Origin of the sequence: Gordonia marina, assembly GCF_052036135.1 — a bacterium.
Taxonomy (GTDB): domain Bacteria; phylum Actinomycetota; class Actinomycetes; order Mycobacteriales; family Mycobacteriaceae; genus Gordonia.
The window spans coordinates 144145-164944 of sequence record NZ_JBPSDN010000006.1; the positions used below are offsets into that span (position 1 = coordinate 144145).

16 protein-coding genes are annotated in these 20800 nt (G+C 69.7%); 5 read left to right on the plus strand and 11 right to left on the minus strand.

From position 1 onward, the window contains the following. Window positions 1–49: 49 nt before the first annotated feature. Together ACSEEN_RS05480 and ACSEEN_RS05485 are read left to right on the plus strand one after the other, a co-directional pair. Entirely contained in the window at window positions 50–1213 is a 1164-nt protein-coding gene (locus ACSEEN_RS05480; RefSeq protein ID WP_440712565.1) for an NAD(P)/FAD-dependent oxidoreductase, read from the plus strand. A gap of 12 nt (window positions 1214–1225) precedes the next feature. Beyond that, complete coding sequence (locus ACSEEN_RS05485; RefSeq protein ID WP_440712566.1) at window positions 1226–2854, plus strand: choline dehydrogenase; 1629 nt, start codon at window positions 1226–1228, stop codon at window positions 2852–2854. Here the strand turns inward: ACSEEN_RS05485 and ACSEEN_RS05490 are convergent. From ACSEEN_RS05490 to ACSEEN_RS05520, 7 genes are all read right to left on the minus strand, one after another. Continuing rightward, complete coding sequence (locus ACSEEN_RS05490; RefSeq protein WP_440712567.1) at window positions 2839–3735, minus strand: LLM class flavin-dependent oxidoreductase; 897 nt, start codon at window positions 3733–3735, stop codon at window positions 2839–2841. The genes ACSEEN_RS05485 and ACSEEN_RS05490 overlap by 16 nt on opposite strands. 172 nt (window positions 3736–3907) lie before the next feature. After that, window positions 3908–5335, minus strand: coding sequence for an NAD-binding protein (locus ACSEEN_RS05495; RefSeq protein WP_440712568.1), 1428 nt, complete (start codon window positions 5333–5335; stop codon window positions 3908–3910). A gap of 111 nt (window positions 5336–5446) precedes the next feature. Further along, on the minus strand, window positions 5447–6055 hold the full coding sequence (locus tag ACSEEN_RS05500; protein ID WP_247864375.1) for an MBL fold metallo-hydrolase: 609 nt from the start codon (window positions 6053–6055) through the stop codon (window positions 5447–5449). Continuing rightward, window positions 6055–7170, minus strand: a complete 1116-nt coding sequence (locus tag ACSEEN_RS05505; protein ID WP_440712569.1) for an S-(hydroxymethyl)mycothiol dehydrogenase — start codon at window positions 7168–7170, stop codon at window positions 6055–6057. Before ACSEEN_RS05505 ends, ACSEEN_RS05500 begins: the two co-directional genes overlap by 1 nt. Window positions 7171–7272: 102 nt before the next feature. Continuing rightward, entirely contained in the window at window positions 7273–9255 is a 1983-nt protein-coding gene (locus ACSEEN_RS05510) for a putative nucleotidyltransferase substrate binding domain-containing protein (RefSeq protein WP_440712570.1), read from the minus strand. A 293-nt stretch (window positions 9256–9548) separates the two neighbouring features. After that, complete coding sequence (locus ACSEEN_RS05515) at window positions 9549–10919, minus strand: MFS transporter (protein ID WP_440712571.1); 1371 nt, start codon at window positions 10917–10919, stop codon at window positions 9549–9551. A gap of 114 nt (window positions 10920–11033) precedes the next feature. Further along, window positions 11034–13085 carry an oxidoreductase gene (locus ACSEEN_RS05520; RefSeq protein WP_440712572.1) on the minus strand — a complete coding sequence of 684 codons (2052 nt, stop codon included), beginning with the start codon at window positions 13083–13085 and terminating at the stop codon, window positions 11034–11036. A gap of 166 nt (window positions 13086–13251) precedes the next feature. Here ACSEEN_RS05520 and ACSEEN_RS05525 point away from each other — a divergent pair, with 166 nt between their 5' ends. Then, window positions 13252–14880: a helix-turn-helix domain-containing protein gene (locus tag ACSEEN_RS05525; protein ID WP_440712573.1), complete on the plus strand. Its 1629-nt coding sequence runs from the start codon at window positions 13252–13254 to the stop codon at window positions 14878–14880. 56 nt (window positions 14881–14936) lie between these two features. On the opposite strand, the gene ACSEEN_RS05530 is transcribed toward ACSEEN_RS05525, so the two are convergent. The 3 genes from ACSEEN_RS05530 to ACSEEN_RS05540 are packed head-to-tail and all read right to left on the minus strand — an operon-like array spanning window position 14937 to window position 17844. Then, complete coding sequence (locus ACSEEN_RS05530; RefSeq protein ID WP_440712574.1) at window positions 14937–16277, minus strand: NAD(P)/FAD-dependent oxidoreductase; 1341 nt, start codon at window positions 16275–16277, stop codon at window positions 14937–14939. 35 nt (window positions 16278–16312) lie between these two features. Then, entirely contained in the window at window positions 16313–16606 is a 294-nt protein-coding gene (locus ACSEEN_RS05535) for a hypothetical protein (protein ID WP_440712575.1), read from the minus strand. Continuing rightward, a complete protein-coding gene (locus ACSEEN_RS05540; protein WP_440712594.1) occupies window positions 16603–17844 on the minus strand; it encodes an aromatic ring-hydroxylating oxygenase subunit alpha in 1242 nt (413 codons plus the stop codon). The genes ACSEEN_RS05535 and ACSEEN_RS05540 overlap by 4 nt, the downstream gene beginning before the upstream one ends. Window positions 17845–18146: 302 nt before the next feature. Here ACSEEN_RS05540 and ACSEEN_RS05545 point away from each other — a divergent pair, with 302 nt between their 5' ends. Next, a complete protein-coding gene (locus ACSEEN_RS05545) occupies window positions 18147–18926 on the plus strand; it encodes an IclR family transcriptional regulator (RefSeq protein WP_298442029.1) in 780 nt (259 codons plus the stop codon). Window positions 18927–18981: 55 nt separating this feature from the next. Here ACSEEN_RS05545 and ACSEEN_RS05550 read toward each other — a convergent pair whose 3' ends face one another. After that, window positions 18982–19491: an Lrp/AsnC family transcriptional regulator gene (locus ACSEEN_RS05550; RefSeq protein WP_440712576.1), complete on the minus strand. Its 510-nt coding sequence runs from the start codon at window positions 19489–19491 to the stop codon at window positions 18982–18984. Between the two features lie 98 nt (window positions 19492–19589). Here ACSEEN_RS05550 and ald point away from each other — a divergent pair, with 98 nt between their 5' ends. Then, window positions 19590–20705 carry an alanine dehydrogenase gene (gene ald / locus ACSEEN_RS05555; RefSeq protein ID WP_440712577.1) on the plus strand — a complete coding sequence of 372 codons (1116 nt, stop codon included), beginning with the start codon at window positions 19590–19592 and terminating at the stop codon, window positions 20703–20705. Window positions 20706–20800 lie beyond the last annotated feature (95 nt).

Sequence of the window (20800 nt, forward strand, 5' to 3'; positions counted from 1 at the left end):
CCACCTGTCCGCGTGGCCGCCACCCGGGTCCGGCAACGAACGGAGCATCATGCAGACCGATGTGGCAATCCTCGGTGGAGGGGCGATGGGCGCGTCGACCGCCTATTTCGCGAAACTCCTCGACCCGTCCCTCGACGTCACCGTGATCGAACGGGATCCCACCTACGAGCTGGCGTCGACGCCCCGCGCGTCCGGCGGTATCCGGCGCCTGTTCTCCCTGCCGGAGAACATCGAGCTGTCGAACTTCAGCATCCCGTTCTTCGACCGGTTCGCCGAGACCATGGCGGTCGACGGGGAGCCCGCCGACATCTCGCTGAAGAAGAACGGCTACCTGTTCATCGTGCCACCGGAGGATCTGGGCATCCTCGAAGAGAACTACCGCACCGAACTGGACCACGGCTGCCACGTGATCTGGCTCGAGCCGGATGCCCTCAAGGACCGCTTCCCGTCGATGTACGTCGACGATCTCGGTGCGGCCGTGCTGTCGCCGGACGACGGCTGGCTCGACCCGCACGCCGCCCTGAGCGGTATCCGCCGCAAGGCCATCGACCTCGGCGCGCGGTTCGTCGCCGACGAGGTGGTCGGCATGACGCGCTCGCCACACGCCGTGCGCAGCGCCGAACTCGCCTCGGGCCGGTCGCTGACCGCCACCCACTTCGTGAACGCCGCGGGCGCCTGGGCCAAGGATCTGTGCGAGATGCTCGGGTTCGCGGTGCCGATCGAACCACTCCGCCGCTATGAGCACTACTTCGAGTCACAGGAGCCGATCGAGCCGCTCCCCTACCTGAAGGACCCGCAGCGTCTGGCGTTCCGGCCGGAGGGCGCGGGCTACTCCGGAGGCGTCCCCACTCTGGACGAGCCGCGCGGCTACCACTTCGGCGTCGACCGCGCGTACTTCGAGGACACCGTCTGGCCGATGCTCGCCCACCGCTTCCCGCAGTTCGAGCGGACTCGGTGTCTGGCCACGCTGCCCGGCCTGTACGACCAGAACGACTTCGACGGCAACGCGTTCATCGGCCCCGGCGCCGACGGCCTCGAGAACTTCCACCTGCTCGCCGGCTTCTCCGGGCACGGACTGATGCACGCGCCCGGCTGCGGGCGCGCCGTCGCCGAGCTCATCACCGCGGGCGCCTACCAGACCATCGACCTGACCCGCTTCGGCTGGCAGCGTCTGCTCGACGGAACTCCCCTGCGCGAGCAGGGCATCATCTAAGGACCTCGCCCCATGGACACCCGTTACGACTACCTCGTCATCGGCGCCGGCTCGTCCGGCTGTATCCTCGCCGCCCGCCTCTCCGAGGATCCGGACGTGAACGTGCTGCTCATCGAAGCGGGCGGCTCCGACCGGAACCTGTTCATCACCATGCCGGGCGGACTGCCGTTCGTGTACCAGAACAAGAAGATCGGCTGGGGCTACCAGTCCGGCCCCGAACCGACGCTCGACGGCAAGACCATCGACGAGAAGGCCGGCAAGGTGGTCGGTGGCGGCTCGTCGATCAACGCGATGATCTACAACCGCGGCAACCCGCTCGACTACGACGGCTGGGCCGACGACGGTCTCACCGACTGGAGCTACGCCCACTGCCTGCCGTACTTCCGGAAGATGGAAAGTTTCGTCGACGGTGCCGACGATTGGCGCGGCGACCGCGGTCCGCTGCGGATCACCCGGGCAGCGGCCGAACACTCTCTCTATCAGCGCTTCCTCGCCAGCGGCGCGGCAGCCGGCTTCACGCTGACACCCGACCACAACGGATACCGGCAGGAGGGACTGCACATCGCACAGTCGTTCATCTCCGGCGGCGTTCGGCAGAGCGCCCCGAAGACCTACCTCGCCGATGCGTTGCCCCGGAAGAACCTGCATCTGCTCACCAAGACCGAGGTGCGGCGCATCGTCATCGAGGACGGCCAGGCGGTCGGGGTCGAACTCGCCGGCCCGGACCGCACGATGATCCGCTGCGAGCGCGAGGTGATCCTGGCCGCCGGTGCCATGAACACCCCGCGGCTGCTCCTGCTGTCGGGCGTCGGTCCGGCCGACGAACTCACCGCGCTGGGCATCCCGGTGACCGCCGACGCCCCCGGTGTGGGCCGCAATCTGCAAAACCATCCCGGCGTCGACCTGCAGTTCGCCACCGACGACGCCGACTCCCTGACCTCGAAACTCGGCCTGTTGGGCCGCGCGAAACTGGGTGCCGAGTGGCTGCTGTTCCGCAAGGGACTGGGCGCGAGCAACTTCTTCGAGGCCGGTGCGTTCCTGCGGACCCGCGACGACGTCGCGTTCCCGAACATGCAGTGGGAGTTCCTGCCGCTGACCCGCAAGCTGGTGGGCGACAAGCTGGTGCCGATCCCCGGCTTCCAGTTCTGGATGGACCTGTCGCGGCCGGAGAGCTGCGGTGCGGTGACCCTGCGGTCGGCCGATCCGTCGGTGCCGCCGAGCGTCGTCTTCAACCACTACGAGGCGCCTCAGGACATGCAGGACATGCTCGACGGCATCCGCCTCACCCGGGAGCTCGTCAACACCTCCGAGCTCGCCCGGGTGCTGCGCGGCGAACTCACCCCGGGCGTCGACGTCACCAGCGACGCTGACCTGGCGGCCTTCGTGCGGAAGGCGACCAACACCTCATACCATCCGTCGGGCACCTGCCGGATGGGCTCGGACGATGACGCCGTGGTCGACGGGACGGGCGCGATGAACACCGTCGACGGGCTCCGGATCGTCGATGCGTCGATCATGCCGAAGGTGGTGACCGCCAACCTCAACGCGCCGGTGATGATGATGGCCGAGAAGATCGCCGACCACGTCCGCGGCCGCGAACCGCTGACACCGTCGACGGCCCGGTACTACGTCTCGGCCTGAGCCGGGGAGACCGCCCGCAGCCGGGGCAGGTCGGCGGCGATCTCCTCGATCAGCCGCTCCCGTCCGGCGAAGGGCTGATCCGGGCGCGGCCAGGCGGTGATCACCTCGGTGAAGCCGAGATCGGCGGCGCGCTGCACGTCGTCGCCGAACGCCGCGGCCGAATCGGTGGCGCCGAGCCGATGCGACATGTTGAGAATCCGCGCGAAGCCGGCGGGCACGGCCGTCTCGGCGGTGACCCGGTCGAAGGCTCGGCCCGCGGCGGCGACTCCCGCCCACCAGTCCGTCGCCCCGGCGTTCCGGTCGGCCGTGCCCATCGTCACCCACCCTTGACCGCGGAGGACGGCCAGGCGCATGCTGCGCGGCCCGTTCGCGGCGACGGCGAACGGCGGCCGCGGGCGCTGCACGGGCCCGGGGATGTTCCGCGCCCCCAGCGCGGTGAACCATTCCCCGGACCAGTCGGTCACCGGCGCGGTGAGCAGTGCGTCGAGCACATCGACGAATTCCCGGAATCGCCCGAACGACTCCCCCGGCGTCAGCGGCCGCTCGCCGAGCACCTGCGCGTCGTATCCGGGTGCCCCGGCGCCGAGGCCGACGGTCATCCGGCCCGCCGACAGCACGTCGAGGGTCATCAGGTCCTTGGCAAGCAGAACCGGGTGCCGGAAGTTCGGCGTCGCGACCAGCGGGCCGATCCGCAGCGTGCGGGTGCGCAGCAGCGCCGCGGTGAGCACCGGGACGGTGGCGTGCCACACCGAGTCGGCCCGGCTGCGCCACGCGAGGTGATCGAGCAGCCAGCCGTGGTCGAAGCCGTACTCTTCGATGGCTTGCCACCGTCCGGTATCGGCTGGATCGGTCTCCGGCAGCATCACCACTCCGACGCGCATCGTCGTGTCTCCTTCCGTCCGGCTCCGGCGGGTGCGGACCGCTTGCGCCGACGTTAGAGAGCGGTCCCCGGACACGTCGTCCACCGCGCGTGGGATCTTCCGGCCGCGATTCGACGCCCGTCGGATGTCCGCGCCCCGAGAATCGAGTGGTCTCGGCTCCGCGGAGTCGAGGTCAGAGCGGTCCGCCGATCGGACCGCGGTTCAGGTCGTACCGGAAGAAGCGGCCGGGTCCGGTCTCGACGAACACCTCCGAGTCCCGGGAGACCACGCCGTGCGGCGGCGAACCCAGCAGCGATTCGACGACGTAGACGGCGGTCAGCAGCGAGACGTCCCGCACCACCGCGCCCAGGCGCAGCAGGGACCGGGTGTCGACGATGGTCTCGTGCTCGCCGGCCCGCAGGATCAGCCGCGTCCGCGGCGACACCGCGTGCACGGCGATCGCCACCGCGATGTTGTCCAGGTCGTCGGAGCCGACGGCGGCGACGGCACGCGCCCGATGCACCGCGAGACGTTCGAGCAGGCCGCGATCGCCGCCGTGCCCGGTCACCACGGGAATGTTGAGCAGCCGCGCCAGCCTCAGGTTCTCCGCTTCCGGGTCGCGCTCGACGCCGACCACCCGGACCCCGAGCAGCATCAGCTCGCGGCACAGCCGCAGACCCACCTGCCCGAGTCCGACGACGATCACGTGGCCCGAGCGCGGCAGCACGCGCGGGCCGATCAGCCCGATCAGCCGCGGCCCGAGCAGGCGGTCGACCAGGCCCGCGGTGAACATCGCCGCGAAGACCACGGTCGCCAGCATGGCGGCCGACGCGGCCACCGCGTACCGGGGATGGTCGTGCGCGTCGGCCGCCGGGCCGACGGTGGTGACCACGCGCACCGCGTGGAGAAGCGCGTCGTGCGGGGCCTGGTGCTCGCCGAAGACCAGCCACAGCCAGTCGAGAATCAGGATCGCGAGCATGCCGAACAGACCGATCGACAGCATCCGGGTGCCCTGGTCCGGGGTCCGCAGCAGGCCCGCGACGTGAGCCGTCGCGGTGCGCCACAGTGATTTCCGGAGCGGTTTGTCGCGGCGGCGCACCGGCAGGCCGCCGAGCACCTCGATCCGTTCCATCGCATCCCCGGCGCGGCCCGCCGCGAGGAGGCCCTCCGCGATGCAGGGTCCGGCCAGCGCCGGGGCCGCGAGGTCGGCCGGTGACGTCACGAGGCATTGCGGGAGCAGGACTTCAAGCTGGTCGCCGACGGTGCGGTCGAACACCGTCACCACCATCGGTACCTCCGGCAGCAGGTGCGCGCAGGAGAGGGCGTAACGCAGCGCGACGAGATCGTCGTGCGTGAGGATCGCGATGCCGGCGAGCGATCGGTGCAGGGCGGCGCGGAGTTCGGCGTCGTCGGGGGCGACGAGGTGCACGATCCGGCGGCCGCGGGCCGTCAGGGCGTCGCGGACGCGCCTGGCCAGGTTGCTGTCGCCGATGATGAGGAAGCTGTGGTCTGTCATGTCGGGCCGTTCGGCATCGAGATCGGCATGATCGAGCGGGGTGAGATCCCCACGATGATCGCGCGGAGTCGAGATCACGCGATGATCGAGCGGAGTCGAGATCACGCACCCAAACAAGAGGGGCGGTCTCGACTCCGCTCGACCAGCATGTACTCCGCTCGACCAGCATGTACTCCGCGCGACCAGCATGTACTCCGCGCGACCGGTGAGACGCGGTCAGCCGAGGAGGGCCTTCTCGGCGCCGATGGTGGTGTCGTCGCCGTGGCCCGTGTGCACGACGGTCTCGTCCGGGAGGCCGTAGAGACGATCGCGGATCGACTCCTCGAGCACCTCGCGGCTGGAGAACGACCGGCCGGTGGCGCCCGGGCCGCCGTGGAACAGGGTGTCGCCGGTGAAGACGGCGCCCAGGTCCGGCGCGTAGAGGCACACCCCGCCCGGCGCGTGGCCGGGGGTGTGGATCACCGTCAGCGTGGTGCCGCCGACTTCGATCTCCTGCCCGTCGGCCAGGTCCGCGTCCCACGACCGGCCCGGGTGGGTGAGTTCCCACAGCGGCGCGTCGTCGGGATGCAGCCAGATCGGGGCGCCCGTCGCCTCGGCCAGCTCCGGCGCGTAGCGGACGTGGTCGTCGTGCGCGTGGGTGCAGACGATGGCGAGCACCTTCCGGTCGCCGACGACGTCCAGGATCTCGGAGACCGAGTGCGGGGCATCGAGCACGATGCACTCGGTGTCGTCGCCGATCACCCAGACGTTGTTGTCGACGTCGAAGGTCTCCCCGTCCAGGCTGAAGGTGCCGGACGTCACCGCGTGGTCGACGCGTGCCGGCATCAGAGGACCACCACCGAACGCAGCACGTCGCCGTGATGCATCTTCTCGAACGCGGCCTCGACGTCGCCGATACCGATCTCCTCGGTGACGAAGGCGTCCAGGTCGAGCCGGCCGTTCCGGTACAGGTCGACGAGCATCGGGAAGTCCTTGCTGGGCAGGCAGTCGCCGTACCAGCTGGACTTGAGCTGCCCGCCGCGGCCGAAGACGTCGATCAGCGGGATCTCCGGGACCTTCATCTCCGGGTTCGGCACGCCGACCAGCACCACGGTGCCGGCCAGGTCGCGGGCATAGAAGGCCTGCTTCCAGGTCTCCGGGCGGCCCACCGCGTCGACGACGACGTCGGCGCCCTCGGCGCCCGGGTAGTACTTGTCGCAGATCTCGGCGATGGCCTCGACCGGATCGACCTTCGACGAGTCGACGGTGTGGGTGGCACCGAGCTCCTTGGCCTTCTCCAGCTTCTTGGCGTCGATGTCGACCGCGATGATCGGCATCGAACCGGCCAGCGAGGCGCCGGCGATCGCGGCGACGCCGACGCCGCCGCAACCGATCACGGCGACGGACTTGCCGCGTCCGGCCTCACCGGTGTTGATCGCCGCGCCGAGGCCGGCCATCACGCCGCAGCCGAGCAGGCCGGCCGCGGCCGGGCTGGCCTCCGGGTCGACCTTGGTGCACTGTCCGGCGGCGACCAGCGTCTTCTCGATGAACGCGCCGATGCCGAGCGCCGGGCTCAGCTCGGTGCCCGCACCCTCGCCGTCGGCGATGGTCATCTTCTGCTCGGCGTTCTTCGAGTTGAAGCAGTACTTCGGCTCGCCGCGGCGGCAGGCGCGGCACTCACCGCAGACGGCGCGCCAGTTGAGGACGACGAAGTCGCCCGGCTCCACCTCGGTGACGCCCTCGCCGACGGTCTCCACGATGCCCGCGGCCTCGTGGCCGAGCAGGAACGGGAACTCGTCGTTGATGCCACCCTCGCGGTAGTGCAGATCGGTGTGGCAGACACCGCAGGTCAGGATCTTCACGACGGCCTCGCCCGGCCCGGGGTCGGGCACGGTGATGTTGACGAGTTCCACCGATGCACCCTTGGCGCGGGCGATGACTCCCTGGACGACCTGGCTCATAGATACCTCTCCTTCATGTGGTCATGGTTCATGGTGTTGCATTATGTGATGCCTAGTTGCAGTATGTGCTGCCACCGGCGGTCTGTGCGGGAAACGGTCCGGTCAGCGTTTACCCGGCCGTAGCCCGCCGGGCAGTCGCACCTTCTTCTCCGGCTTCTTGTCGGCCGCCGCGACGGCGGCCGGCGCGGGCGAGGTGACCGGCGGCTTCCCGGCCGGCTTGCCCTGATCGACCAGCGCCTGACCGGAGACCATGTGCGCCACCCGGCCCATGTGCCGCTGCACGGTGGCGATCTCCCGCACCGTCTGCTCGATGACGCTGCGCTCGATGGGGGTCAGCTCATCGAGGTCGATCAGATCGTCCGGCGTCCGGCCCTCCTCGGTCTGCCGCAGCTGATGCTCGAGGCGGAGCAGCTGGAGCTCGTCGAACGCCTCGACGAGGCGGCGGGCGGACCGGTCGGACAGCACCTTGGACCCGGCGGCGACACGCAGCCGGTTCGTGGTGTGCAGTTCGGCCGAGCCCACGCTCAGGGCCGCCCAGCGTGCGACGTTCACGATGGGCAGCAGGCCGCGGGCCTTGATGTCGAAGGTCTCGCCGCGGCCGGTGATCCGGTCGCGCACCGACATCAGCCGGGCACGGCGCGAGAGCGAATCGATCAGCAGCAGTTCGACGGTCGCGGGGTGACTGTTGAAGTCGCTGAACACGCGGGCCGGTTCGGGCAGGCTCGGGTCGCCGAAGATGGGCCGGGCGTCGACCATCAGGCACGCCATGATGGTGCCCTGGTTGGCCTGCGGGTTGGCCAGCCAGCCCTGCGCCGCCGCCCGCCACTGCGAATGCGTGCGGGAGAAGCCCTTGTGCGACGGGAACGCGCGATTGGCGTCGATGCTGATCCCACACTCGGTGAGCACCTCACCCACCGCCGCGAACGCCTCCCGGTAGCTCGGGATCTCGTCTTCGTACTCGTCGGCGAAGGTGACCGCCGCATCGACGTCGGACGAGATCACCGCCTCGCGACGGCCGTTGCTGCCGAGGGAGAGCCACGTGAACGCCTCGACGGAGAGGTCGTCGCGCTCGGCGAAGACCAGGGTGATGGCGCGCCGGATGATCGAGTCGACGATCGCCGAGTTCACGGTGATCACACGATCGGCGGCCAGACCGCGCGCGAGCAGGTCGCCGAGCATCGCCGGCACCCGCCGGGCGTGGCGGATCAGGTCGGCGACGGTGTGGGACTGGCGGATCTGCTCGTTGATGCTGACGCCCGCGGTGGTGGGCGCGAGCATGAAGTCGCGCTCCCCGACCGCGCCGACCAGCCGACCGTCGTCGCCCTTCACCAGGAGGAATTCGACGTCGCGGTCGAGCATCTCGATCAGCGCGTCGCCGGTGGGCATGATGCGGGGCACCGTGGCGGCGGGGAACGCCATCACCTCGCCGGCCGGGGTCTGCCGGGACAGGCCCTCGGCGAGGACCCGGCGGCGCAGCGCCTCGTCGGTCACCAGACCGAATCCGCGATCCCCGGCATGCACCGCGGCGTACGGGAGGGCCCGTTCGGTCATCCGCCGAGCCACCTCGGTGACCGGCGTCGCCTCCCCCACCACCAGCGGCTCCTGCTGCACCAGGTCGGCGACGAGCGTGTAGATCGGCTGCGCGGCCTTGAGTCCGCGCACCCGCGTGATGTGCTCGGACAGGAACCGGGCGCCACCGCGGGAGGTGAACGCACCGATCGCCACGTCGACCGGCAGCCGCACCACGGTCGTCGCGGTGTCGGCGACCGCTCGCGGGCCGACCGGCTCCTCGGCGAGCACCGCGGTGAACCCCAGCGCCGCACCGCGCCGGTAGCGGTCGGCGGGTCCCTCGGCGACGCGCTCGGCGTCGTACCAGAGGTTCACCTGACCGGAGGCGACCACGAAGATGTCCGACGGCACCCCGGCGAAGGCGTCGACGATCACCTCGCCGGGGGCGAACTCCAGGATCTCCCCGACCGCCGCCGCCGCCGCGATGTCCGCCGGACTCATCGAATCGAACGGCTGGTAGCTCGCGAGCAGTTCCGCGATCTCGGTGGCCACTCGATCCGCTGCCTCAGTGGACATGCTCACGACCTCTCGGTGGGTGCTGCGGGTGATACGCGGGTTGATGGTGCACCGGCGACGGACCCGGTGCGCGGGGTGACGATGCCTCCCCCAATGATGCCGTGCCGGGCGGGGCACTGGCGCCCTATTGATGTGCTTGTCGTCATAGTCGTGCCGGGCGTAACAGAAATTCGTCGATGGATTCTCCCGCCCCGGCCACCGCCGGCGCGGGACGACACCGACCGAACCCGGGCCGGGTGGCGAATGGCACCACCCGTGCGGCTCCGGGTCCGGTCGGCGACGGCCGTTCGACGTCAGTGACTGACGTCGGCGGCCAGCTCACTCAGGCTCTTGCCACTGGTCTCCGGGGCGAGGATCTGCGACACGATCGCGCCGGCGAAGGCGACGATGCCGGCGAATACCATGGTCCAGGTGAAGCCCAGGTGATCCATCGACAGCGGGATCAGGAACAGGCCCGCGGCCGCACCGAGGCGGCTGACGGCGGCGGCGAAGCCGGTGCCGATCGCCCGCACCTCGGTCGGGAAGACCTCGGCCGGGTAGATCGTCGTCATGCAGTTGTAGACGGCGTTCATGAACGAGTACGCCAGGAACAGCAGCAGCATGACGATCGACGCCACGCCGATCTGGTCCACCGGGAGCACGAAGTAGCCCATCACCGCGATCGCCACCAGCAACCCGCCGGCGATCCACTGCGTAGGCACGGTCATCGTGCGGCGCGAGAACCTGTCGATCACCAGCGTGGTGCAGATGACGCCGATCCAGGCGAACACCGACAGGATGACGCCGCGAGCCAGGCCCTTCATACCGATGTCGCCGAGCAGCGAGTCGGCGAAGGTCGCGATCGCGAAGTACGGGGCGACGGCACACGCCCAGAAGATCGACATGAAGACCGTCGAACGCCAGACGGCGGGCGAGAACAGCATCTTGAAGGTGCCCTTCGGGCCACCGCTGGCCGCCTTCTCCATGTCGGTGCGGTACACGGTGTCCAGGTACTCGTCGACGAGCGCGTGTGCTTCATCGGTCCGGCCCTGAGACCACAACCATCGTGGTGATTCGGGCAATCCGATTCGGCCGAGGAGCAGGGCTACCGCGATGATCGTGCTGGTACCCAGTGTGATCCTCCAGTCCACCCCAGCCTTGTCCATGTAGTAGCCGATGATGAAGGCCACCATGAAGCCGCCGTACCAGGCGATCAGGGTGGTGCACAGCAGCTTGCCGCGCAGGCGGTCCGGCACGAACTCGGCGAGCATCGGCCAGCCGACCGCGTACTCGATACCGACGGCCAGACCCATGCCCAGACGCACCAGGAACAGCTGCCACGGTCCATCGACGAAGAACTGAAGCGCCGAGAAGATCGCGAAGATCGCCAGGTCCCAGAACAGGACCGGACGCCGGCCGATCTTGTCGGCCAGCCAGCCGCCGATCGGCGAGCCGATCAGAATACCGATCATGGCCGAAGCGGCTTCCAGGCCGATCCACACCGTGGTGAATCGGTGATCGAGCTCGATGGTGTGGGTCACCGGGCCGATGATGCCCAGGATGTAACCGTCGATGAACATGCCGCCGACCAGCACGATCACCATCCGCATCATGAACCGGCGCTTGCGCGCCAGGGTCGCGGCGTCGTCTTGTCCCTCGCTCCTTGCGGCGTCTACTGCGGACATGGCACGTGCTCCTCGGGAATCGGTTTACCGGACATCGCTACTCCTCTTTCTTGAAGGGGTGTTTCCCTGGAAGGGGTTGGGGCCCAACGTCATCGGTGAGCTCGGACAGGAAGTTCAGATGGCGCTGCACAAGCGCAGCGAGTCGAAGATGGCCGCCGGGATGTTGCGGCTGGCGACGGCGTCGCCGACGCGATACAGCACGTACGACCCGTCCGGATTGGTGTCGGCCGGCTGCGGCCGCCGGGCGAGCAGTTCGGGGACCGCGATCAGGCCGTCGTTCTTGGACGACGACGTCAGCGCGGCGTACAGCTCGGTGTCCGGCTGCGTGCCGTGTTCGACGACGACCGCGTCGACCACCTTCTCCCGGACCGTCTTGGCGTCCTCGGTCTTGAGCTGCACCACCAGGCGGCCGTCGCGCCGCTCGATGCCGACCATCCGCTGCAGGACCGTCGAGCGCACGTCGTGCTCGGCCATCATCGCGAAGTAGCCGATCGCCGGGGAGGCGCCGACGTCCGGGGCGACGCTGCGCTCGGGGGTGACGTATTCGATGGACCCGGTGGTGCGGGTGAGCGCTTCGATCGCGTCGAGCGCCTGGTGGCCGCCGTGGTCGTCGTACACCAGCACCTCGCCGGTGAGCTTGCGAGCGCCGCTGATCACGTCCCAGGTGTCGATCACCAGCTCGTCGCCGGGCACCCCGACCGCCGGGTCCGGCGCCCCGCCGCTGGCGAGGATCACCACGTCGACTCCGGCGAACAGCTCATCGGCCTCGTCCGGATCGACGTAGTGGTTGCGCTTGAGGGTGACGCCGAGCCGCTTGCACTCGGCGACCCGCCAGTCGACGATCCCGATCAGGTCGCGGCGACGCTCGTTCACCGCGGCGAGGGCCACCTGGCCGCCGAACGCGTCGCTCGCCTCGTAGAGGGTCACGGTGTGGCCGCGCTCGGCCAGCACCCGGGCCGCCTCCAGCCCCGCCGGACCGCCGCCGACCACCGCGCAGACCTTGCGGTCGGCCTCGGCCACCGGCGAGATCCGCTGCGGCAGTTCCTCTTCGCGGCCGGTCGCCGGATTGTGGACGCAGTTGGCGCGGCCGCTGGTGTAGATCCCGTCGATGCACAGGCTCGCCCCGACGCACGGCCGGATCTCGTCGGCCCGGCCCTGCTGGGTCTTGATCGGCAGATCCGGATCCGCGATCAGCGCGCGCACCATGCCGACCATGTCGAGCAGGCCCTCGGAGATGGCGAAACGCGCGGTCGCGACGTCGGCGATGCGCCCGGCGTGCATCACCGGGGTGTGCAGCTGCTTCTTGACCCACCCAGCGAACTCCAGGTGCGGCGCCGACGGCGTGAACATCGGCGGGATCATCCGGGTCAGGGCGGCGTCGGTATCGACGTTGCCGCGGGTGATGGAGAAGAAGTCGGCGCCGGCCTCTTCGAAGGCCCGGCACATCACGACGCCCTCGTCGGCGCTGATGCCGAGTCCGTTCTCGTACAGTTCGTCGATCGACAGGCGCCAGCCGACGATGAAGTCGTCACCGACGGCCTCACGGACCGCGGCGTACACCTCGAGCGGGAACCGCAGACGGTTCTCCAGGCTGCCGCCGTACTCGTCGGTGCGGAAGTTGAAGTGCGGCGAAAGGAACTCGGAGAGGAGGTGCCCGCTGTATCCGGAGATCTCGACGCCGTCCAGACCGCCTTCCTTGCAGCGCTGGGCGGTCTCGGCGAACTCGCGGGCGATGCGCTTCAGGTCGGTCTGCTGTGCCACCCGCGAGAACGCCCGGTGGGCGGGCTCTCGGGTGCCCGACGCGGACACCGCCGGAATCCAGTCGCCGGTGTACTCGACCACGCGATGGCCCATGTGGGTCAGCTGGGTCATCACCGCGGCGCCCTGCTCGTGGACGTCGTCGGACAGCGCCTTCAGGTACGGCACCACCTCGTCGCGGTACAGCTCCAGGTTCCCGAACGGCGGCGCGCAGTCGGGGCTGACCAGCGCGCTGCCGCCGATCATGGTGAGCGCGACGCCGCCGCGGGCCTTCTCCCGGTGGTAGGCGCGATAGCGATCCTTGGGCAGGCCGTCGTCGCTGTACGACGGTTCGTGAGAGGTACTCACGATCCGGTTGCGCAGCGTCAGATCCTTGATCGTGAACGGGCTGAACAGCGGGTCGGACATGCGCCCTCCTGACGGTGAATGGCTTCCGGCGGGCCGTGCCGGAATGTTCTGCTATGAGCACCGGGTCCCCGATGCGCTGGGAAACAGAATGTCGGCTGCGCGTGACGGCGGTCACCCTTAGACTCGACATTGATCATCGTGAGTCAAAAGAAGGTGTGAACCTGGGATGAACGACGCCGGACTGCAGCTCGAACCCCGCGACCGGGATCTGCTTCTGCGGACGGCTCGATCGCGCACCGCGCCGCACGGTCTGGTGACGCGTGCGCGGATCGTGCTGGACTGCGCCGAGGTGGGCGCCAGTGAGGCAGCACGGCGGTCCGGCGTCAGCGTCGCGACCGCCAGCAAGTGGGCACGACGGTTCACCGAGTCCGGGCTCGACGGCCTGCGGGACAGCGCCCGCACCGGCCGGCCGTCGATCTCCGACGCCGAGACCGAGCGGGTGCTGAGCTACGCCCTCGCCGATCCGCCGCCGGGCGCCCGGCGCTGGTCGACGCGGGCGGTGGCGCAGGACGGCGGATTCAGCCAGGCCATGGTGAGTCGTGTCCGGCGGCGCTACTTTCCGGAACCGGATTCGGCCACCCGATTGCTGCCCGAGTCGTCGACCTTCGCCCTCACATACGCCGACGTGACCGCCGCGGGCTGCGCGGTGGCCGTCCAGCTCTCCTCGACCGAACCGACCGGCGAGTCGGCACCCGCCGCCCTCGTCGACGCGGTGCAGACCGTCGCCTGCGCGGCGTTCCTGCGCCGGCCGCTGCACGGATACCCGCCGGACCGCGCGCCGGACGCGTTGCGTCTGCTGCACCGGGCCGCCGAGCACATTCCGGCACCGCCGCCGATCACGCTGTTCATCGACGTCCCCCTCGACGACCGGGCGCGCCGCTGGCTGACGCACCACCAGGAGTTCACGGTGCGGGTCGTGGATCCGGCGCAATGGCCGACCGTCGTACATCGGCTCGCCGAGACCCTGGACTCACGTCAGCTCCCCGAGCTGCAGGCGACCGCCCAGCGCATCCGTGCCGTCCGCGCCAACGGCGGCACCGAGTTCACCTGGGCGCGCGCGTCCGCCGCGCGCAGCACCGGGGAACACAGCCTGCGCACCGCACTCGCCGCCACTCCGAATCAGAGCGACGAGTCAGCGGTGGTCGAAGCGCTCTGCGCGGCGCTGCGCGAAGGCGAACTGCTGCCCGGCACCGAGATCGGGATCCGCGGGGTGGCCCGGCGCGCCGGACTGTCTCTCGGCGGGGTGGTCGCCACCCTGGAGCAGCTGAGTTCGGAGTCGCTGCTGTCCCGGGAGGGCTCCAGTTTCATCCTGCCCGTCCCCGAGACGCACGACGTGACCGAGACGTACACGGCGCGCGGCCTGCTCGGGACCGCGATCGCACGGAAGCTCGCCTCGTCGCCGAAGCAATTGCCGCCGACGGTGACCGAACATCTCCAGCACCTGATCCTGTGCGATCGGCTCGGTCTGGCGCAGGAGGCGTACAAGGTGGATCTGGACTTCCAGAACGAGCTGGCCCGGGCCGCGAACCTGCCGCGGATCTCCTGGATGTTCGTGCAGCTCTCGCTGCAACTGCGGCTGCTGACGCACGTGATCGGCCTGGACTACCGGTACCCGACCCAGGAGATCGTCACCGACGGGCAACGGCTGGTCGACGCCTTCAACGGCACCGACGCCGAGGCCGCCGTCACCGCCTGGCGGCGCAAGACGGACAACTGCGCCCGCTACATGATCGGCAATGTGGACGGTGGCCGCTCGTCCGCGGGCGCCGGCGCCGGGGGTCTTTCGAGGAATTGACCCGGCCGGCGGGTCGGCACCTCGAAAGACCCGCAAAGGGACTTTCGCAACACGACCTAACCCATCACCGTTCCGGTCGAGTCCGGGTTGACCGGGCGCCGGCGGGAGAACGCCCCGAGGTCGATGTCCAGACCGGTGTGCTCGCCGCGATGGTGGACCGGCTCGCCGTCGTGGTCGGCCCCGTTCTCGACGGCGGTGATGAGCGTCGTCATCAGGCGGCCGACCAGCGGCGCGTTCTTGAACTGGTTGCCGCTGGTGCCGATCGCCACGTAGAAGCCAGGGCGGTCGGTCTTGTCGTAGATCGGCGCCCAGTCGGTGGAGACGTCGTAGACGCCGGCGATACCACGCGGCTGACTCGGGATGCCGAGTTCAGGGAGCCGTCGTGCGGCCCGCATCACCTGGCGCTCGAATTGCAGCGGCGTCCGGTTCAGGTTGGCGGTGTCCGGGTCGTCGATCCATTCGAGCGGGTCGCACTCGGGTTCGGTGCCGCCGACCAGGAAGCCGCCGCCGGGCTCGGGCCGCATGTAGGTGCCCAGATCGAGGTCGCCGATCGCGGTGCCCAGGCCGTCCGCCGAGTTGTAGCCGGGCGGCGCGCTGACGTGGGCCACCTCCTGCCGCAGCGGCTGGACCGTCACGGTGAAGTCGTCGCCGACACCGGCGAGGCGATTGAGCGCACCGGACCACGGGCCGGCCGCGTTCACCACGATCGGGGCCTCGAGCGTCTCACCGCGATCGGTCTCGACCCGCCACACCCGGTGCCGGGAGCGAAGCGAGCCGGCCGGATCATCGTCCTCCTCGCATGTCGCGGCGAGGACCCTGGTCTTGTACGAGAACGTCGCGCCGTGCGCGACGGCGGCGTCGGCCAGGTTCGCCGCAGCCAGCCGCGGGTCGTCGACGAAGCCGCCGTCCGGGGTGTACAGCGCACCGACCGTGCCCGCGGCGTCATCGAAGAAGTGGTCGTCGTCGATCGCCTTCGGCGGGTAGTAGCTCCCGACGTCCATCAGCGGGTTCCGGGCGGCGAGCGCAGCCGCGTCGAGGTACTCGTAGGGCACCCCGCACGCGTCGAAGAGCGCCATCGACCGCTCGGCCGGCGCCACCGGGGTGTCGAGGAAGGTCCAGCCGCAGCGGTAGAACTTCGCCAGCGGTTCGGCGACCTTCCCGCCGAGATGTTCCGGCCAGGACTGCCAGCACTGCGCCGCCTCCCAGGACGTCGCGACGCCGGTCTGCGTCGAATAGTTGAACCGGATCACCGCGCTCGACGCGCTGGTCGAGCCGTGCCCGGCACCCGGGCCCTTGTCGACGACGCGCACCGAGTGGCCGGCGCGGGCCAGTTCCAGGGCGATCGAACTGCCGATCACCCCGGCGCCGACGATGAGGACATCACTGACAGTGGTCATGGATCTGGTCTCCTTCGGAGATCGTGGTGGCGGACTCAGGTGACGAGGCCGTGCGGATCGATGGTGGGTGTCTCGACGGCACCGCTGTCGAAGTCGACGTCGCCGGCCGGCGCGTCGCCGAGCGAGATCAGCTCGCGTCGGCGGCCGCCGCGATCGAGGCCTTGCCGCGGAGGATAGCGGTCCCCAGCCGACCGCGGCGCCGCTTCAACGGACGGCGGCCGATCACGGACAAGGGCGATTCGGCCCCGCTCGTGCCCCGGGCCCGGACTCGCCGAGAGCGCGCCCGCTCGGACGTCGATCATCGGCGCCGCAACGCCCGGGACCGTCATTCGGCCAGGTGCTCCCGGATGCGCTGGATGTACCAGTTGATGAACGCGTCGACCTGATATTCCGACGGCGCGTAAGGACCGGGCACGTAGGCGGGGTTGAGAACGCCCCGGTGGGCGCGCTCGACGAAAGTCGAGTCCTGCCGGTTGGTGGCGTTCCACGCCCAGGTGAGCTCGTCGAGGTCGTAGTCGACACCCTCGACGGCGTCCGGGTGCACGAGCCATGTGGTGCGCAGCAGGGTCTTGTCCGGCGCGATCGGGATCGCCGAGAAGGTGATGGCGTGATCGGCCATGAAGTGGCACCAGAAGTTCGGTTGCAGATGCATCGAGTTGCGGCCGAGGCGGGCGGTCGGGAATCCGGCCATCAGCTTCTTCACCGCCGCGGTGCCGTCCGGCGTAAACGACTCCCCCGCCTTCTCCAGTGGCTCGCGCATGATGCGGAAGCCGGTGGGCCGGTCGTCGAGGTCCTCGATCTCGGCGTAGGGCAGGTTCAGCGCATCGCAGGTGTCTTCCAGATCCTTGATCGCGGCGAGGTACCGGTCGCGGGCCGGGATGAGACGCGACGGGATGTCGTCGAGATCGAAGCCGTAGACCGGGAAGTACGACTCGAGCAGCTCGGGGTGCCCGCCGGCGCAGTGATAGCACTCGCGGTTGTTCTCCATCGTGAGCTTCCAGTTGCCGTTCTCGATGAGGTCGATCTGCGCGGCGACCTTGGCCTCGGCCAGCCGGTGCGGGGCCAGATAGGGCTCGACGGTGGCGACCACCTCGTCGAAGTCCGGCGGTGTCCGGTCACTGATGCACAGGAAGATCAGACCTGCGACGGACCGCACCTGGACCTTCCGCAAGGCGAAGCAGCTCTTGTCGAAGTCCTCGGCCTGCGCATCGGCGAAGACGAGCGAGCCGTTCATGTCGTACGTCCACTGGTGGTAGCCGCAGACGATGCGGCCGACCGAGCCGCACGCGTCGTTGAGAATGCGAGCACCCCGGTGGCGACAGACGTTGTGGTAGGCGACCACGTTCTCGTCGTCGTCACGCGCGACGATGACCGAGTACCGGCCGATGTCGATGACGACGTAGTCGCCCGCCTCCGGGATCTCCGCCTCGTTCGCGACGAAGATCCACGATTTGGCGAAGATCGCGTCGATGTCGAGGTCGAAGAACTCCGGCGAGATGTAGAACGGCGCCTCCAGGCTCATCCCGGGCTGCCGGCGCGCAGCGAGCTCACGCGGGTCGGCGGCCATCTCGGCGCGGGCGGCGTCGGGGTTGAAAGGGCGCGGCTGGACGGGAGCGCTCACGGGTCGTCTCCTTCGATCGAAACGTGGTGGGAGGTCGGCCGGGCAGGCCGTGAGAGTGGGGCGGAACTCGCCGGACTCCGGGCCGGGCCGGACCCCGAGAGTTGACGTTCCGCATTGCGGTACACAACCACATTGCGGATCAATAATGAGCGTCTCGCGACTGTGATGTCAAGCACTTCCGGGGAACCCTCCGCGGGGCATCACGTCGCCGCGGAGACGACCCCGGCCGACTTCGTAGAATGCGACCCATGACGAGCCCCGAGGGCGCCCGCAGCGGCGTCGTGCAGTCGGTCGATCGCGCCGTCTCGATCCTCGAAGTGGTCGCGCGCACCCGATCGATCGGGGTGACCGCGATCGCGACCGAGCTGGGACTGAGCAAGACCACCGTGTCCCGGCTGCTGGCGACGCTCGAGGGCCGCGGTCTGGTGGAACAGAACGAGGTGCGCGGCGAGTACTCGCTCGGCTACACCGCCTGGATGCTGTCGAGCAGCCCGAAGCGCCGGCCCGATCTGGTCGGTACCTGCCGGCCGTTCGCCGCCGACCTCGCCCGCCGGGCCGGCGAGACCGTGAACATCGCGGTCCTCGACAACGGCGAGGTGATGACCGTGGACCAGGTCGCCGGCGATTCCGCGATCGGCAGCATCGACTGGGTCGGCCGACGGACACCCGCACACGCCACCGCCGCGGGCAAGGTCCTGCTGGCATGCCTGCCGGAGGCGCAGCGAGCCGAATTCCTCCCCGATCCCCTGCCCCGTTTCACCGAGCACACCGTCACCGACCGCACTCGTCTCGCCCGGGAACTGGAGGACGCCGCGGATACCGGTATCGCGTACACCTTCGAGGAGAACGAGATCGGCGAGGTGGCCGTCGGCGCGCCCATCCGCGATTTCGACGGGCACGCGTTCGCCGCGGTGACACTGGCCGGTCCCGCGTTCCGGGTGACCGACAAGCTGCCGATGATGAGCCGCGAAACGGCCAAGACGGCGGCCGAGATCTCCTGGCGTTTCGGCTGGCAGAAGTCCAGCTGACGACCACCCGCGCCGACCGCCTATCCGGCGAAGCGGGGGCACGGCCGGGCGGGATTCACAAGGGCGCAGAGCCGCGCAGATGGTCGAACACCAGCGACGTGTTGGTGCCCGCCACCTCCTCGCGCGCGCTGAGATACTCCACCAGATGCCGCAGGTCGTCCGTGTCGACGGCCGCGACGTGCAGCAGGTAGTCATCGCCGCCGGCCAGGAAGTAGGCGTCGATCACCGGCGGCAGGTCGATGACCGACTCCACGAACTGACGGATCCGGTGCCGCGCCGTCGACCGGAGCGTGACCGCGATCATCGCCCGCAGCGGCCGGCCCACGGCGGCGGGATCGACGTCGGCGAAGAACCCGCGGATCACCCCGGTGTCCTGCAAGCGCCGCAGCCGGGCGTGCACGGTCGACGGCGCCAGGCCCACCTCCTGCGCCAGCGCGGCGTTCGACACGCGGCCGTCGCGCTGGAGCACCAGCAGCATGCGCCGGTCGTAGGTGTCCAGACGCGGTCGACGATCGTTCGACGGATTCGGACGCATCGCCGCGTCGGATGAATATTCCTCGCTCATGGCCCGAATCTACCGATTGATGATCGTTGGTCGTCACATGATTCCGGCTTTTCTTCACACTGGAACTCGTCATCCGTGCACTACGACGAGGAGATCTCATGCGCGTCGGTATCCCCACCGAGATCAAGAACAACGAGTACCGGGTCGCGATCACGCCCGGCGGTGTCGCCGAACTCACCCGGCGCGGTCACGACGTGCTGATCCAGGACGGCGCCGGTCTCGGTTCGGCGATCACCAACGACGATTTCACGGCGGCGGGGGCGCGCATCGTTCCGTCCGCCGCCGACGTCTGGGGAGCCGCCGATCTGCTGCTCAAGGTGAAGGAGCCGATCGCCGCCGAGTACGGCCTCATGCGTGCCGATCAGACGGTGTTCACCTTTCTCCACCTGGCCGCGTCACGGCCGTGCACCGACGCGCTGCTCGCCGCGGGCACCACGTCGATCGCCTACGAGACCGTGCAACTGCCCGACGGCTCCCTGCCACTGCTGGCGCCGATGTCCGAGGTCGCCGGCCGTCTGGCGCCGCAGGCCGGCAGCCACCATCTGCTGCGCTCACAGGGTGGCCGCGGCGTCCTGATGGGCGGCGTGCCCGGCACCGCACCCGCGACGGTGACGGTGATCGGCGCGGGCGTGTCCGGCGTCAACGCCGCGCAGATCGCGGCCGGGATGGGTGCCGAGGTCACCGTGTTCGACATCGACGTGCGCCGACTGCGCGACGTGGATGCCCGGTTCGGCGGCCGGGTCCACACCCGCTACTCCACCTCGCTCGCGCTCGAGGAGGCCGTGCTCGACTCCGACCTGGTGATCGGCGCCGTCCTGATCCCCGGCGCCGCCGCCCCGACGCTGGTGACCACCGAACTCGCGCTCCGGATGCGGCCCGGCTCGGTCCTCGTCGACATCGCGATCGACCAGGGCGGCTGCTTCGCCGACTCGCGGCCCACCACCCATGCCGAGCCGACCTTCACCGTCGGCGACACCGTCTTCTACTGCGTCGCCAACATGCCCGGAGCCGTGCCCCGGACGTCGACCTATGCGCTCACCGGCGCCACGCTACCCTACGTGCTGCGGATCGCCGACCGGGGCTGGCGGGCCGCCTGCACGCACGACCCCGCGCTCGCGGCCGGCCTGTCCACCCACGACGGCATCCTGTTCAACGCCGGCGTCGGCGCCGCCCTCGGTCTCCCGTCGCAGCGACCCGCCGACGCTCTCGTCTGAGCCGTTCCGGCCGGTGACTTCGTTGTGGCCCACTCGGCCGGGTGGGCCACAACGAAGTCACCGGGCCTCGCCCACCAAGTCAGCGGGCGAGAATC

Excerpts from the sequence above, each read along its gene's own strand:
- ACSEEN_RS05515 (WP_440712571.1), bottom strand. The coding sequence starts at position 10,919 with ATGTCCGCAGTAGACGCCGCAAGGAGCGAGGGACAAGACGACGCCGCG.
- ACSEEN_RS05520 (WP_440712572.1), bottom strand. The coding sequence starts at position 13,085 with ATGTCCGACCCGCTGTTCAGCCCGTTCACGATCAAGGATCTGACGCTG.
- ACSEEN_RS05500 (WP_247864375.1), bottom strand. The coding sequence starts at position 6,055 with ATGCCGGCACGCGTCGACCACGCGGTGACGTCCGGCACCTTCAGCCTG.
- ACSEEN_RS05505 (WP_440712569.1), bottom strand. The coding sequence starts at position 7,170 with ATGAGCCAGGTCGTCCAGGGAGTCATCGCCCGCGCCAAGGGTGCATCG.
- ACSEEN_RS05535 (WP_440712575.1), bottom strand. The coding sequence starts at position 16,606 with ATGACGGTCCCGGGCGTTGCGGCGCCGATGATCGACGTCCGAGCGGGC.
- ACSEEN_RS05480 (WP_440712565.1), top strand. The coding sequence starts at position 50 with ATGCAGACCGATGTGGCAATCCTCGGTGGAGGGGCGATGGGCGCGTCG.
- ACSEEN_RS05540 (WP_440712594.1), bottom strand. The coding sequence starts at position 17,844 with ATGGCCGCCGACCCGCGTGAGCTCGCTGCGCGCCGGCAGCCCGGGATG.
- ACSEEN_RS05545 (WP_298442029.1), top strand. The coding sequence starts at position 18,147 with ATGACGAGCCCCGAGGGCGCCCGCAGCGGCGTCGTGCAGTCGGTCGAT.
- ACSEEN_RS05530 (WP_440712574.1), bottom strand. The coding sequence starts at position 16,277 with ATGACCACTGTCAGTGATGTCCTCATCGTCGGCGCCGGGGTGATCGGC.
- ACSEEN_RS05525 (WP_440712573.1), top strand. The coding sequence starts at position 13,252 with ATGAACGACGCCGGACTGCAGCTCGAACCCCGCGACCGGGATCTGCTT.
- ACSEEN_RS05485 (WP_440712566.1), top strand. The coding sequence starts at position 1,226 with ATGGACACCCGTTACGACTACCTCGTCATCGGCGCCGGCTCGTCCGGC.
- ACSEEN_RS05510 (WP_440712570.1), bottom strand. The coding sequence starts at position 9,255 with ATGTCCACTGAGGCAGCGGATCGAGTGGCCACCGAGATCGCGGAACTG.
- ald (WP_440712577.1), top strand. The coding sequence starts at position 19,590 with ATGCGCGTCGGTATCCCCACCGAGATCAAGAACAACGAGTACCGGGTC.
- ACSEEN_RS05550 (WP_440712576.1), bottom strand. The coding sequence starts at position 19,491 with ATGAGCGAGGAATATTCATCCGACGCGGCGATGCGTCCGAATCCGTCG.
- ACSEEN_RS05490 (WP_440712567.1), bottom strand. The coding sequence starts at position 3,735 with ATGCGCGTCGGAGTGGTGATGCTGCCGGAGACCGATCCAGCCGATACC.